The sequence below is a fragment of the Enterobacter cloacae complex sp. IR5450 genome, assembly GCF_049238665.1.
Lineage (GTDB): Bacteria > Pseudomonadota > Gammaproteobacteria > Enterobacterales > Enterobacteriaceae > Enterobacter > Enterobacter hormaechei_C.
This window is the reverse complement of sequence record NZ_JBMKIC010000026.1, coordinates 34,359-49,300: the sequence shown is the minus strand read 5'-3', so window position 1 is coordinate 49,300 and position 14,942 is coordinate 34,359. Positions and strand designations below refer to the sequence as shown.

12 protein-coding genes are annotated in these 14,942 nt (G+C 57.5%); 8 read left to right on the top strand and 4 right to left on the bottom strand.

All coding sequences use genetic code 11. From position 1 onward, the window contains the following. Positions 1-8 precede the first annotated feature (8 nt). Positions 9-803 (bottom strand): YdcF family protein, encoded by a 795-nt coding sequence (locus ACOTYB_RS17965; protein ID WP_421765855.1) that lies wholly within the window; start codon positions 801-803, stop codon positions 9-11. A 214-nt stretch (positions 804-1,017) separates the two neighbouring features. Here ACOTYB_RS17965 and ACOTYB_RS17960 point away from each other — a divergent pair, with 214 nt between their 5' ends. From ACOTYB_RS17960 to ACOTYB_RS17950, 3 genes are read left to right on the top strand one after another with little or no spacing between them, the layout of a single operon-like run. Further along, positions 1,018-2,670: an MFS transporter gene (locus ACOTYB_RS17960; protein ID WP_003857293.1), complete on the top strand. Its 1,653-nt coding sequence runs from the start codon at positions 1,018-1,020 to the stop codon at positions 2,668-2,670. Positions 2,671-2,692: 22 nt separating this feature from the next. After that, positions 2,693-3,775 (top strand): HlyD family secretion protein, encoded by a 1,083-nt coding sequence (locus ACOTYB_RS17955; protein ID WP_003857294.1) that lies wholly within the window; start codon positions 2,693-2,695, stop codon positions 3,773-3,775. After that, entirely contained in the window at positions 3,772-5,151 is a 1,380-nt protein-coding gene (locus ACOTYB_RS17950; RefSeq protein ID WP_023324614.1) for an efflux transporter outer membrane subunit, read from the top strand. Before ACOTYB_RS17955 ends, ACOTYB_RS17950 begins: the two co-directional genes overlap by 4 nt. Positions 5,152-5,235: 84 nt before the next feature. Here ACOTYB_RS17950 and hrpA read toward each other — a convergent pair whose 3' ends face one another. Further along, a complete protein-coding gene (gene hrpA / locus ACOTYB_RS17945) occupies positions 5,236-9,138 on the bottom strand; it encodes an ATP-dependent RNA helicase HrpA (RefSeq protein ID WP_421765854.1) in 3,903 nt (1,300 codons plus the stop codon). Between the two features lie 203 nt (positions 9,139-9,341). Between hrpA and azoR the strand changes: the two genes are divergently transcribed. Both azoR and ACOTYB_RS17935 read left to right on the top strand, forming a co-directional pair. Further along, the gene (gene azoR, locus ACOTYB_RS17940; protein ID WP_003857298.1) at positions 9,342-9,947 is read left to right on the top strand and encodes an FMN-dependent NADH-azoreductase; all 606 of its coding nucleotides are present in this window, start codon (positions 9,342-9,344) and stop codon (positions 9,945-9,947) included. 90 nt (positions 9,948-10,037) lie between these two features. Further along, on the top strand, positions 10,038-10,724 hold the full coding sequence (locus tag ACOTYB_RS17935; protein WP_220153816.1) for an RluA family pseudouridine synthase: 687 nt from the start codon (positions 10,038-10,040) through the stop codon (positions 10,722-10,724). Between the two features lie 7 nt (positions 10,725-10,731). Here ACOTYB_RS17935 and ACOTYB_RS17930 read toward each other — a convergent pair whose 3' ends face one another. Then, positions 10,732-11,271, bottom strand: coding sequence for a DUF2058 domain-containing protein (locus tag ACOTYB_RS17930; RefSeq protein ID WP_003857300.1), 540 nt, complete (start codon positions 11,269-11,271; stop codon positions 10,732-10,734). A 168-nt stretch (positions 11,272-11,439) separates the two neighbouring features. Here ACOTYB_RS17930 and ACOTYB_RS17925 point away from each other — a divergent pair, with 168 nt between their 5' ends. Further along, positions 11,440-12,444, top strand: a complete 1,005-nt coding sequence (locus tag ACOTYB_RS17925; RefSeq protein ID WP_022651153.1) for a DUF1852 domain-containing protein — start codon at positions 11,440-11,442, stop codon at positions 12,442-12,444. Then, complete coding sequence (locus tag ACOTYB_RS17920) at positions 12,441-13,469, top strand: methionine synthase (RefSeq protein ID WP_003857302.1); 1,029 nt, start codon at positions 12,441-12,443, stop codon at positions 13,467-13,469. The genes ACOTYB_RS17925 and ACOTYB_RS17920 overlap by 4 nt, the downstream gene beginning before the upstream one ends. Before the next feature lie 3 nt (positions 13,470-13,472). On the opposite strand, the gene ACOTYB_RS17915 is transcribed toward ACOTYB_RS17920, so the two are convergent. Continuing rightward, on the bottom strand, positions 13,473-14,405 hold the full coding sequence (locus tag ACOTYB_RS17915; RefSeq protein WP_023303693.1) for a LysR family transcriptional regulator: 933 nt from the start codon (positions 14,403-14,405) through the stop codon (positions 13,473-13,475). Between the two features lie 98 nt (positions 14,406-14,503). On the opposite strand from ACOTYB_RS17915, the gene ACOTYB_RS17910 reads away from it, so the two are divergent. After that, positions 14,504-14,938 carry a DMT family transporter gene (locus ACOTYB_RS17910; RefSeq protein ID WP_047654562.1) on the top strand — a complete coding sequence of 145 codons (435 nt, stop codon included), beginning with the start codon at positions 14,504-14,506 and terminating at the stop codon, positions 14,936-14,938. The last annotated feature ends 4 nt before the right edge of the window (positions 14,939-14,942 follow it).

Below are 14,942 nucleotides of genomic sequence, written 5' to 3'. Positions count from 1 at the left end.
CAAGAGCATTACAGCAGAGAACGGCTCACCAGCGCGTCGGTGAGAATGACGTCGTTTCGCAGGATCTGCCACGCGGCGTCCACGTCGGCAGGGATATCGACATGGGCAATGAAATCACGTCCCGCCGGACCGTAGCCGTTGATGTCGTCCCTGAGTCGCGGAAATTCACCCAGCACCAGCGACAGGTAACGTTCTACCGGCCATAACCCCTCGGCCGGGCCGCTAAACACCAGACCGTCGTCGCTGTTTTGCAGCACGGGCGTCAGGCCGGGATGACTCACCCATGCGGGCGCTTCGGCCTCGTCGCGGCATACGCGGGCAAACGTAGCCATTGTGCGCCGCTGCATCGTCGGGTCCTGCACCACCAGCACCCGGGCGGCGTTCAGTCCGGATTGTTTCATCAACGCCCGGCTGAAGCGGGCGTTTTCACCACAGTTGGTCGACTGATCCTCAACGTGAAGATGCTCAGCCGGAATGTTCCAGAATTCACGGGCGATGTCGGCCAGAATAGCTGCCTCAGCCCGACCGGTGGTGGGTATCCTGTTATAGCGGGGGTGTTTCGCAATCGCGGCGTAGAGGAAGGTCGTCGAGTGACCGATCCCGCCGCTGATGATCAGAGGAACACCCTGTTCAGCCGCGTTTTTACAGGCAGCATCAATCGCGGGGATCACCGCATTACCCGCCAGAATCACCAGATCAACGGGTTGATTGTCCTGATAGTCGTCCTGAGCAAGCCACGCCCCAACGGTATTCACGGCGTCGAGGGTTGGGCCAGGCAGACAGGGGAAAAGTGCCATTGTCATCGTTACCTCCTTACAGCATACAGAGCCATCGATTATCCCCCTTTCTGCGCGTCATGCTATGGCATGAATACTGAAAAAACGGGCTGGAACGTTCTCAAAAAGCACTCACATTTGATTAACTTGAGAAAATCGTATTCACTTGAATTATGATTTGCGTCAGCCTTAGAATCATTAGCCCGCTCACAATTCAACATTTTGAAAGGTAAACCACGTTATGCGCCTGCCCCAACGCGACCCTTATGCTCCTCGCGAGTGGCAGCCACACGAGAAACCCGCCCTGCTGGGTTCCCCTTCCACCCCGGAACATCCAACCCCAAAACGGATCGCCTATGGCGTGGTCGGCCTGCTGGTATGTCTGACCGGGGCGCTGGGTAACGCGGTCGTTACCGCTAATCTGCAAAATCTGCAAGGCACTTTTGGCGCCTGGTCGACTGAAATCGCCTGGTTGCCTGCCGTCTATGTCATGACCAACGTTTCCATCAACCTGCTGCTGGTAAAGTTTCGCCAGCAGTACGGTTTGCGCGCCTTTACGGAAGGCTTCCTGGTGCTGTATGTGCTGGTCACCTTTTTCCACCTGTTTGTGAACGATCTTAGCTCGGCGCTGATGGTACGGGCGGCGCACGGGATGGTCGCCGCCGCGCTCAGCTCGCTCGGCATTTATTACCAGATACAGGCCTGGCCCGCGAAGCATCGACTGAAGGCGCTGACCATTGGCATTACCGGGTCGTCGCTGGCGATCCCGCTGGCGCGGCTGTTCTCCACCGAGCTGTTACAGCTTGATGAGTGGCGCGGGCTGTACTTCTTCGAGCTGGGTCTGGCCCTGATCTCCCTGGCCTGCGTGATGGTGCTAAAGCTGCCGCCGGGCGATCGGCGCAAAGTCTTCGAGAAGAAAGATTTCATCACCTTCTTTTTGCTTGCGCCCGGCATGGCGCTGCTGTGCGCGGTTCTGTCGCTAGGGCGTCTGGACTGGTGGTTTGAAGCGCCGTGGATCGGCTGGGCGCTGGCCCTCTCGCTGGTGCTGATTGTCTCTGCGATCGTGTTTGAACATAACCGCAGCAACCCGCTGCTTAATACCCGTTGGCTGTCCAGCGGCAGCATCGTACGCCTGGGGCTGATTATGCTGCTGATCCGCATCGTACTGGCGGAGCAGAACACGGGCGTCATCGGCTGGCTGCAATATGTGGGCCTACAGAATGAACAGATGACCCATCTGGCGTGGGCTATTTTCGCCGGGATCGTCTGCGGTATCGTCACCAGCTGTCTGACGATTAAGCCCACTAAACTGGCCTGGCCGATAATCACCTCGCTGGTGCTGATGATCGTCGCCTCGCTGCTGGACAGCCAGTCCAACAACCTGACCCGGCCGGATCAGCTTATTTTCAGCCAGTTCCTGCTGGGCTTCGGCAGCGCTTTCTTCCTCGCGCCTGCGATGCTGGCCGCCATTGGCGGGGTGATCGCCGACCCGCGCAACCTGGTCAGCTTTTCCGTGATGTTTGGCATGAGTCAGAACCTTGGGGGCCTGCTGGGTTCCGCGATCCTCGGCACCTTCCAGACCTGGCGCGAGAAGTACCATTCCAGCCTGCTGGCTGACCAGCTCACCACCCTTAACCCGCTGGTGAACGAACGCATTCAGCTTTACACCCAGATGTACAAAAGCCTGATTGGCGACAGTTCCCTGCTGGGAACCCAGGCCATTACGCAGCTCCAGACGGTGACGGCGCTTGAGGCAAACATTCTGGCTTACAACGATACTTATCTCCTGACGGCGAGCATTGCCACTGCCACGCTGGTCTGGATTTTATGGCGCTTGCTGCGCCTGCGCATCACCGCCCGTATGGCCCTTAAGAACGCCACTGGCAACAAGTAATGACTATTTTTCAGGAGAGGTTATGAGTCAGCAGGATGCCGCCAAAGAGCAGGCCAACACCCGTAAAAACGTGCGCGTCGTGTCCATTTTCACCGCCGCGGCTATCGGCATTGTCGGAGTACTGGTGATCCTTTATGCCTGGCAGCTGCCCCCGTTCACGCGTCATGCCCAGTTTACCGATAACGCCTACGTGCGCGGCCAGACTACGTTCATCAGTCCTCAGGTAAACGGCTACATTACCGAGGTCCATGTTCAGGATTTCGCGCAGGTTAAAAAAGGCGAGCTGCTGTTGCAGATAGATGACCGTATCTATCGCCAGCGCGTCCATCAGGCCGAGGCGCAGCTGGCAATGAAAATTGCAGCTCTTAATAACAACCTGCAACAGCGCAGAAGCGCGGAAGCGGTGATTGCCAAAAACGAGGCGGCGCTGAAAAACGCCCGTGCCCAAAGTCTGAAAACCCAGGCGGATTTGAAACGCGTGAAAGAGCTGACCGCGGACGGCTCCCTTTCCATTCGCGAGCGCGATTCGGCACTGGCCAGTGCCGCCCAGGGGAGCGCCGATATCGACCAGGCGAAAGCAACGCTTGAGATGTCGCGTCAGGATTTACAAACGGTTATCGTCAATCGCGGTTCGCTGGAGGCCGACGTTGAGAATGCGAAAGCCGCGCTGGAGCTGGCGCAGATCGATCTGCAAAACACCCGGATTGTCGCGCCGCGTGATGGTCAGCTCGGGCAGATTGCAGTGCGTCTGGGGGCGTACGTCGCCGCCGGGACGCACCTTACCACGCTGGTCCCGCCGCAGCACTGGGTGATCGCCAATATCAAAGAGACGCAGCTGGCGAATTTACGCGTCGGACAGCCGGTGAAATTCACCGTCGATGCCTTAAACGATAAAGCCTATCAGGGCCGCGTGGAGAGCATATCCCCGGCCACAGGCGTCGAGTTCAGCGCTATCACCCCGGATAACGCCACGGGCAACTTTGTTAAAATCGCCCAGCGCATCCCGGTACGCATTGAAGTACTCGGTGAGCCGGAGGCGTACCGGCTGCTGCGCCCTGGCATGTCGGTGCAGGTGACCATCGACACGCGGGAGGCGAAACAATGACGCTTCGCCCGATAGCCGGCCTGCTGATGATGGCTATCCTGGCGGGATGCCAGTCGGTTGACGTTGAGCCCGCCAAATCGTCCCTGCACATACCGGCCCAATGGCGCGCGACGTCGGGGCCAGCCAGCCCGACAGAGCAGCTCTGGTGGCGAAATTTTCACGACAGCAATCTGAACCGCTATGTGGATCAGGCGCTGAAGAACAACAGCGACGTGCTGATTGCACGCGAGCGGATTAACGAGTACCAGGCCCGGGTGTTCGCCGCCGACGGCAGTCTGTTCCCGTCGCTTGACGCGGGCGTGACCGGGACGCGCGCGCGCTCGCAGTCCGCCGCCACGGGGCTTCCGGTATACGGTACGTTGTACAAAGGCAGCCTGACCGCCAGCTACGACGTGGATATCTGGGGCGTAAACCGTAGCACCTCCCGTGCCGCTGAAGCATCGCTGGAGGCACAAAAGGCGGCGGCAGCGGCGGCTGATCTTACCGTCGCATCATCGGTGGCCTCCGGGTATGTCACCCTGCTGTCGCTGGATGAACAGCTTCGCGTTACCCAATCCACGCTGAAGTCGCGTGAAGAGGCGTTCAATCTCGCCAAACGACAATTTGAGACGGGATACAGCTCTCGCCTTGAGCTGATGCAATCGGATTCTGAGCTGCGCGCCACCCGCGCCCAGGTTCCACTGCTTCAGCACCAGATTGCACAGCAGGAAAATGCGCTTAGCCTGCTGCTGGGCAGCAACCCGGGTGACGTTGCGCGCGGTGAAAGCTTTGATGCCCTGACGCCGCTGAAACTGCCCTCCCAGCTGCCGTCGACACTACTCAACCGGCGCCCGGATATCGTTCAGGCGGAACGTCAGCTGATTGCGGCAGACGCGACGCTGGCGGCATCGCGCGCCAGCCTGCTGCCGTCGATCAACCTCACGGCCACGGGATCGGTGCAGGATCGCACGCTGTCGGGATTGCTGGATAACCCCCTACAGCTCTGGAGCGTGGGCGGCAGTATTCTTGCGCCGCTGCTGAACCGTCAGGCGCTGAATGCGCAGGTGGATATCTCCCAGTCCCAGCGGAATCAGGCTCTGTATAGCTACGAAAAAACCGTGCGTAACGCGTTTGCTGAGGTGAATGACAGCCTTGATGCCATCACCCGCTATCAGGAACAGCTTACCGAGCTGCTGGCACAGCAGGCGGTCGCGCAGGAGACGCTGCGGATTGCGCAAAACCGCTACCGCAACGGGTACTCTTCTTATCTGGATGTGCTCGATGCGCAGCGCACGCTGTTCTCGGTGCAGACCAGCGTGGTACAGGTGAAAAACAACCTGTTGCTGGCGCAAATTGATTTGTATAAAGCGCTGGGCGGCGGTTGGAGCAGTGCGTGAAAACATGCCGGGTGGCGCTGCGCCTTACCCGGCCCACATGCTCTCCCGTAGGCCCGGTAAGCGCAGCGCCACCGGGCAACGGTTTTAGCCGGAGATCTGCTCCATCGCCTGCAAGATACGCTTATCCGAAATCGGATACGGCGTACCGAGCTGCTGGGCAAAGAAGCTGACGCGCAGCTCCTCGATCATCCAGCGGATCTCCCGCACGTCGTCGTCATCGCGACGCGCTGCCGGCAGTTTGTTGAGCCACTGCTGCCACGCCTGCTGCACGTTTTCGACTTTCAGCATCTGCGCGCGATCGCGATGCGGATCGACCGCCATTTTCTCCAGACGCTTCTCAATCGCCTGCAAATAACGCAGCGTATCGCCCAGACGCTTAAAGCCGTTGCCGGTGACAAAGCCGCGATACACCAGCCCCGCCATCTGCGCCTTCACGTCCGACAGCCCCAGGGCCATGGTCATATCCACCCGACCCTTCAGGCGCTTGTTGATATTGAACACGGCGGTAAGGATCTGCTCGACCTGTTTGGCAATCTCCACCACGGTGTCGTTCAGCTCCGCGCGCACCTTTTCATGAAGCTGAGCAAAGCCCTCTTCCGTCCAGACCGGACCGCCCGCCTCGTGGATCAGCTTATCCACACCGCAGGAGATGCAGTCGTCGATCAGATCCAGCACCTTACCGTACGGGTTAAAGTAGAGCCCCAGCTTGGCTTTGTTCGGCAGCTTCTCGTGCAGATACTTAATCGGCGACGGGATGTTAAGCAGAAGCAGTCGACGCAGCCCGCGCCACATCATCTGCTGTTGTTCCTGCGGATTGTCAAAGAGCTTAATCGCCACGCTGTCGCGCTCATCAACCAGCGCGGGCCAGGCTTTGACCTTATAGTTCCCGCGCTTCTGCTCATAGCTTTCCGGAAGCTGACCAAAGCTCCAGATGTGCAGCCCGCTCTGCTCGATACCGTCGTCCGCCACGGCAGACAGGGTTTCCTGCACTTTGCCCTTCAGGGCGTCCTTCAGTTCCGAAAGCGAGCGGCCTTCCAGCAGCTTTTTGTTTTTATCGTCCACCACGCGGAAGGTGATTTTCAGGTGATCGGGCACCTGATCCCAGTTCCAGTCGTCGCGGTCGATGGTGGTCCCGGTCATGCGTCGGAACTCACGCTCCAGCGCGTCCAGCAGCGGCAGCTCCAGCGGCGTGACGCGGCCCAAAAACGCTTCGGCGTAGTTCGGCGCCGGCACAAAGTTACGCCGCACCGGTTTAGGCAGGGATTTGATTAATGCAATGACAAGCTCGCGGCGCAGGCCGGGAATTTGCCACTCAAACCCGCTCTCGTCGACCTGGTTTAAAAGCGGCAGCGGAATATGAACGGTCACGCCGTCCGCGTCGGCCCCTGGCTCAAACTGATAGGTCAGACGCAGCTTGAGGTTGCCCTGATGCCAGAAGTTCGGGTAGTCGAGCTTGCTGACCGACTCCGCGCCCTCTTTGATCAGCATGCTCTTTTCGAAGTTGAGCAGGTCCGGGGCCTCTTTGCTGGCTTTCTTCCACCAGCTGTCGAAATGGCGCGCCGAGATCACATCGTGGCTGATGCGCTGGTCGTAAAACTCAAACAGCGTCTCGTCGTCCACCAGAATGTCGCGGCGGCGGGACTTGTGCTCAAGCTCTTCCACCTCGGCGCGCAGCTTCAGGTTTTCGCGGAAGAACGCATGACGCGTCTGCCAGTCGCCCTCCACCAGCGCATGGCGGATAAACAGCTCGCGACTCAGCGCCGGATCGATCTGGCTGTAGTTAACCTTACGCGCGGCCACCACCGGCAGGCCGTAGACGGTGACTTTTTCCGTCGCCATCACCGCGCCCTGCCCGCGCTCCCAGTGCGGCTCGCTGTATGAGCGTTTCAGCAGGTGCTGCGCCACCGGCTCAACCCACTCCGGATCGATACGCGCGGCGATACGCCCCCACAGACGGCTGGTTTCCACCAGCTCGGCGACCATGGTCCACTTCGGCGGCTTTTTAAACAACCCGGAGCCCGGGAAGATGGAGAAACGCGCGTTGCGTGCGCCGGTAAATTCCTGTTTATCCGCATCCTTCATCCCGATATGGGACAGCAGGCCGGTCAGCAGGGCGATATGAATTTCGCGGTACTCCGCCGGTTCACTGTTGACCGGAATGCCCAGCTCTTTTACCACCTGGCGCAGCTGGGTATAGATATCCTGCCACTCGCGCACGCGCAGGTAGTTGAGGAAATCCACCCGGCACTGACGGCGGAACTGATTTGAAGAGAGCGTTTTTTGCTGCTCGCCCAGGTAGTTCCACAGATTCACAAAGGCCAGGAAATCAGACTCTTTATCGTGGAAGCGACGGTGTTTTTCATCCGACGCCTGCTGTTTGTCCATTGGGCGCTCGCGCGGATCCTGAATGGAGAGCGCCGAGGTGATGATCATCGCCTCGCGCACGCAGCCGTGTTTTTGCGCCTCCAGCACCATGCGCGCCAGACGCGGGTCGACCGGCAACTGGCTAAGCTGGCGGCCCAATGGCGTTAGCTTGTAGGCCGTCGCCTGCTCGTTGGTGGTGATGGCCCCCAGCTCTTCCAGCAGGCGCACCCCGTCCTGAATATTGCGTTTATCCGGCGCTTCCACAAACGGGAAGGCGGCGATATCGCCCAGCCCCAGCGCGGTCATTTGCAGGATAACGGATGCCAGGTTGGTCCGCAGAATTTCCGGATCGGTAAACTCCGGGCGCGACAGGAAATCGTCTTCCGAATAAAGACGAATACAGATCCCTTCCGACACGCGGCCGCAGCGGCCCTTACGCTGATTAGCCGACGCCTGGGAAACCGGCTCAATCGGCAGGCGCTGAACTTTGGTTCGGTAGCTGTAGCGGCTGATGCGCGCCGTACCCGGGTCGATCACGTATTTAATGCCCGGCACGGTGAGCGAGGTTTCGGCCACGTTGGTCGCCAGCACGATGCGGCGTCCGCTGTGCGGCTGGAACACGCGGTTCTGCTCACTGTTGGACAGGCGCGCGTACAGCGGCAGGATCTCGGTATGGCGCAGATCGCGTTTGCTGAGCGCATCGGCGGTATCGCGGATCTCGCGCTCGCCGCTCATGAAGATCAGAATGTCGCCAGAACTCTCGTTGCCCAGCTCGTCGACGGCATCGAAGATGGCCTGAAGGTGGTCGCGCTCGGTATCGTCCGCCTCTTCCACAATCGGGCGATAGCGCACTTCAACCGGGTAGGTTCGGCCTGAGACTTCAATAATCGGCGCATTGTTGAAATGTTTTGAGAAACGCTCCGGGTCAATGGTCGCAGAGGTGATGATGATTTTCAGATCCGGACGCCGGGGCAGCAGCTCTTTCAGGTAGCCGAGCAGGAAGTCGATGTTCAGGCTGCGCTCGTGCGCTTCATCGATGATGATGGTGTCGTACTGCATCAGCAGACGATCCTGCTGGATTTCCGCCAGCAGGATACCGTCTGTCATCAGCTTAACCATGGTGTTATCGCTGACGTGGTCGCTGAATCGCACCTTGTAGCCGATGCAGCCGCCCGGCTCCGTTTGCAGCTCTTCCGCAATACGGTTCGCCACGGTGCCCGCCGCCAGACGACGCGGCTGGGTGTGACCGATCAGCCCTTTCAACCCGCGGCCCAGCTCCATGCAAATTTTCGGCAGCTGAGTGGTTTTACCTGAACCGGTTTCCCCCGCGACGATCACCACCTGGTGGTCGCGTACGGCCTCAAGAATGTCCTGTTTCTTCTGGCTGACGGGCAGGTTTTCCGGATAGGTAATCTCCGGACGTGCGGCTTCACGCAGCACAACTTTCCCTGCCGCCTGTTCAATCTCTTTGGCCATTTCCTGGTAAATGGCCTGTTGTGCATCAGGATTTTTAACCTTCTTAACGCCGTGCAGACGGCGCGCAAACCGCTGTTTATCGCGCAGCATCAGTGAATCAAGCATTTGCATCAGCATGGAGAAGGTCAATTTTTGGTGTTCTGTCATAGCGTTAACGGGCAGTGCACTGCCGGATAAAATCTCTTTTTAATGATTGCTATAGAGTACCACATCAGCGCTTTGCGCGCCTTATTCAAAAAATTCGAACATAGGCTTCGATATATTGCGCTATCCCTGTGGCAGGATTGTGAATAAAGTGTCAACAAGCAACGGGGCAACCCCCTCAATCAAATACAAAACAGGAATTTCCCATGAGCAAAGTATTAGTGTTGAAATCCAGTATTCTGGCAGGGTATTCACAGTCTGGTCAGCTGTCTGACTATTTCGTTGAACAGTGGCGTGAACAGCACAGCGCGGATGAAATCACCGTGCGTGACCTGGCAGCAAACCCAATTCCTGTGCTGGACGGCGAGCTGGTTGGCGCGCTGCGTCCGAGCGATGCGCCTCTTACCCCGCGTCAGCAGGAAGCCCTGGCGCTTTCCGACGAGCTGATTGCTGAATTGCAGGCGCACGACGTTATCGTGATCAACGCCCCAATGTACAACTTCAACATTCCTACCCAGCTGAAGAACTACTTCGACCTGGTGGCGCGCGCTGGCGTAACCTTCCGTTACACCGAGAACGGCCCGGAAGGTCTGGTGAAAGGCAAGCGTGCGGTTGTACTGACCAGCCGCGGCGGTATTCACAAAGATACCCCAACCGACCTGGTGGCGCCGTACATGACCCTGTTCCTCGGCTTCATCGGCATTACCGACGTGAACTTTGTGTTCGCTGAAGGTATCGCTTACGGCCCGGAAGTGGCTACCAAAGCGCAGTCCGACGCGAAAGCCGCTATCGACAGCCTGGTCGCTGCCTAAGATCTCCCCCTCTCACCGCCCCGTGGGAGGGTTTTTCTTTTCCTGCATATTTCGTTATCATCCGCACCCACTCTCCAGCCGGGCGGCCTGATGTCTGTCATAATCGATACGTTTATTGCACCACCCTGTCACGACGACATTGAGATCCTCTGGCAGGACGAGCATCTGCTGCTGATCAACAAACCTTCCGGCCTGCTTAGCCTCTCGGGAAAAAATCCGCAAAACCGTGATTCCGTCCACTACCGTCTGGTGCAAACCTTTCCCGGCTGCACGCTGGTGCATCGCCTTGATTTTGGCACCTCGGGCCTGATGGTCATTGCGCGTAACAAGGCGATTAACGCCGCGCTTTGTCACCAGTTCAGCCAGCGCGCCGTGAGCAAGGTTTACACCGCCCTGCTGTGCGGACATGTGGAACAGGACGAAGGGACCGTGGATGCCCCGATTGCCAAAGATCCGGCACTGTTTCCGCTGATGACGATCTGTGCCCGCACCGGTAAGCCCGCTCGCTCTCGCTATCGGGTGATGGAACGTATTTATCAGGATACGACAATGCCATTGACGCGGGTAGAGCTTACCCCAGAGACCGGTCGCACCCACCAGCTGCGCATTCACTGCCAGCAGTTAGGCCACCCTATTCTGGGGTGCGATCTGTATGGTGGTCTGGAATGGCCGGGCGCGGAAGAAACGCCCCGGCTGATGCTGCATGCCAGCGTTCTGAATTTTATTCATCCGCTGAGCGGCGAGACGATAAACGCCCGTCACGCCGCGCCATTCTGAGCGGGGATTACCACATTAAATCGTCAGGGATTTTAAAGTCTGCGTACGGATCGTCTTCGTCCTGCTCTTCCTGACTCAGCGCGCTGTTAAGCACAATGCTGTCCGCATCGCGCTGGGCAATTTTATCCGCCACCACCGCCGGGATAATCGCGTAATCACAGTCGCCCTTCGCATTAATCACCAGTCGGGCAATCGCCAGACGGCCGTTGATCAGCTGGGTTTGCGTCTGCTTATCGACCTCGATTTTTTTGATCAGGTTGCCGTCGGTAAAGTTAAAGGTAATGTTGCCCTTCGCCACGGTGATGCGGTTCATCTCAATCAGCTGCTTCACCTGCGCCCTGAACTCTTTTGCCAGCACCGCCTGTTTTTGCTGTTCGCTCAGCTGCTTATCACGCTCCAGCTGGGCTTTCTTGTTCTCTTCAACAGCCTCTCTCGCCTCGCGAGCCTGGACGCGGGATTTTTTCGCCGTGCGCTGGACCTTGGCCATCTTTTTACTGCTGACTAAGCCCGCTTTCAGCATCTGCTCTTGTAGGGTGAGTTTTGTCATGTTCGTTTAAACCGGTTGGAAATGTCGGGGGATTATACCTGAATCGCGCAGTTCATGAAGAACCCTCATGTTGCAGTGAAATTAAGTCACTTCCCCTGCGCCAGGGGCTCAGGCATAAATTATGCATTGATAACGTTCCGGCAACATGAACTTAGGATGCATAACCAAATGAGTCAGGCTTTCACATTTACCCTTAAGCGCAGTTGCTTTGATGAAAATTATAACCCGTCAGAAAACACGCGTACCACCACCAACTTCGCCAACCTGGCGCGTGGCGAGAAGCGTCAGGAGAACCTGCGCAACACGCTGGTGATGATCAACAACCGCTTTAACGCGCTGGCGAGCTGGGATAACCCGAAAGCTGACCGCTATGCCGTCGAGCTGGAGATTATTTCAGTCGATATGAATATCGGCGGCGATTTTACTTTCCCGGCCATCGAAATTCTGCAAACGACAATCGTGGATAAAAAAACCCACGAGCGCATCGAAGGCATCGTCGGAAATAACTTCTCATCGTATGTTCGTGACTATGATTTCAGCGTCCTGCTGCTGGAGCATAATAAAGATCAACCCCGTTTTACCCTCCCCGAGAATTTTGGCGAGCTGCACGGCAATATCTTTAAAAGCTTCGTTCATTCTGAGGAATATCAGGCGAACTTCAAAAAAGCGCCGGTGATCTGCCTGAGCGTCTCCAGCAAAGACACCTATCGTCGTACCGGTAACCACCACCCGGTGCTGGGGTATGAGTACCAGCCGGACGGCGAGTCGCTAACGGAACAGTACTTCGCGAAGATGGGCCTGAAGGTTCGCTATTTCATGCCGGAAAACAGCGTCGCGCCTTTCGCCTTCTTCTTCACCGGCGATTTACTGCGTGATTACACCAATCTGGAGCTGATCGGCACCATCAGCACCATGGAGACGTTCCAGAAGATCTATCGACCGGAAATTTACAATGCCAACTCCGCTGCGGGACAGTGCTATCAGCCCGACCTGAATCAGCAGGATCACTCATTAACAAAAATCGTCTATGACCGTGAAGAGCGCAGCCGGCTGGCCATTGAACAGGGGAAATATACCGAAGAGCGGTTTATCAAACCCTACAAAACCCTTCTTGAGCAGTGGTCTCATCACTTCACGCTTTCATTTAATACGGATAAAAGGTTCTTCTCATGAAAACATTGCTCCCGACATCGACGGCTGGCAGCCTGCCGAAACCCACCTGGCTTGCGCAGCCGGAAACGCTCTGGTCGCCGTGGAAACTCCAGGACGAGGAATTACTTGCAGGGAAACAGGATGCGCTACGTTTGTCTCTGGATGAACAGATTCGCGCCGGGATTGATATCGTCAGCGACGGGGAACAAACTCGCCAGCATTTCGTCACCACCTTTATTGAACATCTCAGCGGCGTGGATTTTGAGAACCGTCAGACGGTACGCATCCGTAACCGTTACGATGCGAGCGTGCCGACCGTGGTAGACGCGGTGGCGCGTCAGAAACCGGTGTTTGTTGACGACGCGAAATACCTGCGCCAGCTGACGGACAAGCCGATCAAGTGGGCGCTGCCCGGCCCGATGACCATGATCGACACGCTATACGATGCTCACTATAAAAGCCGTGAAAAGCTGGCCTGGGAGTTCGCAAAAATCCTTAATCAGGAAGCCCGCGAGCTGGAGGCGGCCGGTGTCGACATTATTCAGTTCGATGAACCTGCCTTTAACGTCTTTTTCGACGAGGTGAATGACTGGGGCATTGCCGCGCTGGAGCGCGCCATTGAAGGACTGAAATGCGAAACCGCGGTACATATCTGTTACGGGTACGGCATCAAAGCCAATACGGACTGGAAAAAGACGCTCGGCTCCGAGTGGCGCCAGTATGAAGAGGCGTTTCCTAAGTTGCAGACCTCAAAGATCGATATTATCTCGCTGGAGTGCCACAACTCGCGCGTGCCGATGGATCTGCTGGAGCTTATCCGTGGTAAAAAAGTGATGGTCGGGGCAATTGACGTCGCCACCCAGACCATCGAAACGCCTGAAGAGGTCGCCGATACGCTGCGTAAGGCGTTGCAGTTTGTTGATGCAGACAAGCTCTATCCGTCCACCAACTGCGGTATGGCTCCCCTTTCCCGCCAGGTCGCCAACGGTAAGCTGAAGGCGTTAAGCGCCGGGGCTGACATTATCCGTCGCGAGCTTGCCCGCTAACCTTCAGGTTTGCCAGTACAGCGGCGTACCGAATCGCTCAATATAGTAATCAATCACCGCCCTGACGTTCAGGGGCGGATGACGCGCGTTCGGGTAAATCGCCGCAATCGTCAATGGCTCCGTATTAATTGAACACTCCATTTCCGGCAGCAGTGCCACCAGCTCACCGCTTTTGAGTCGTTCGCTCACCATCCAGTCCGGGAAAAGCACAACGCCCATACCGCCCAGCGCCGCAATCAGGAGCGTTTCCGCGTTATTGGAAGTCATCAGCGGTACGATGGGATAGTGAACCCACGCCTCGCCCGGCTGTCGGATCAGCCAGCGGTTAGGCCCGGACGAGCCGCGGTAAACCAGACAGTGGTGACGGCTGAGATCGTCCGGCCCCTCGGGTGCGCCATGTTTTTGCAGATAGTCCGGCGAGGCCGCCAGATGGTAGAACTGCTGCCCGAACACCCGGGCGTGAAACGAGGAGTCCGTCAGCGCGCCGATGCGGAAGATAACGTCCGCGGCGTCACGGTGCGGATCGATAAAATCGTCGGTGAGGGTCAGTTCAATGGAGAGACGAGGGTAACGCGCCAGAAGCCCCGGCAGGCCAGGCGCGATGTGCCTCTGTCCGAAAAAGACCGGGCCATTGATACGCAGCGTGCCCGACGGCTCGCGGGCGCGTTCATCCAGCTCGCGTCGCGCGTCCTCCATATTCCCGGCCATTGCCCGGGCATAGCGCACAAAAAGATGCCCGCTCTCTGTGGGCATAATCGCCCGCGTGTTGCGGTAGAAAAGCTGTTGCCCGAGGGCGTCCTCAAGCTGGTGGATCACGCGTGAGACCTGCGACGCAGAAATCCCTTCCCGCCTCGCCACCACGGAGAAATTCTGCGTTTCATAAACGTCGATGAAGATCAGCAGCGCGCGAATGCTGATATGTCCGGCATCCATCATTAATGCATTTCCTGCACAGGTGTTTCCTGCATTATGGCATTTTTCTCAATGATGTTCAGACGTAATCTTCTCCGCCTGGAAAAAGGAGAAAAAGCGTTATGCAAATTATTTTAATTTTACTGGTGATTGCCGGTGGCATGGGGCTGTCCGTGGAAGCCGGGCTGCTGGGGCCGCTGGGCGCAGAGGTGGGCGACCTGTGGGCGGCGTTCAGCATATTTAGCGTGGGAACGGGGCTAACGTTTCTGCTGATGCTGTTTTTCAGCCCCCGCAACAGTCCCTCATTTTTTGCGCAGCCTTCATGGCACCTGTTGGGCGGCGTGCTCGGCCCGGTTTACGTCATCATTCTCACCATTGCCACGCCTGCGATCGGCATTGCCATGACGATGATCGGCATTCTGGCAGGCCAGGTTTTTAAAAGCCTGATTATTGACCACTATGGCCTGCTGGGTACGCCGCACCGCAGGATCGATACAAAACGCATTATTGCGCTGGGATTTATCATCGCCGCGCTCATTCTCGTGGCGCAGGGGTAACGTT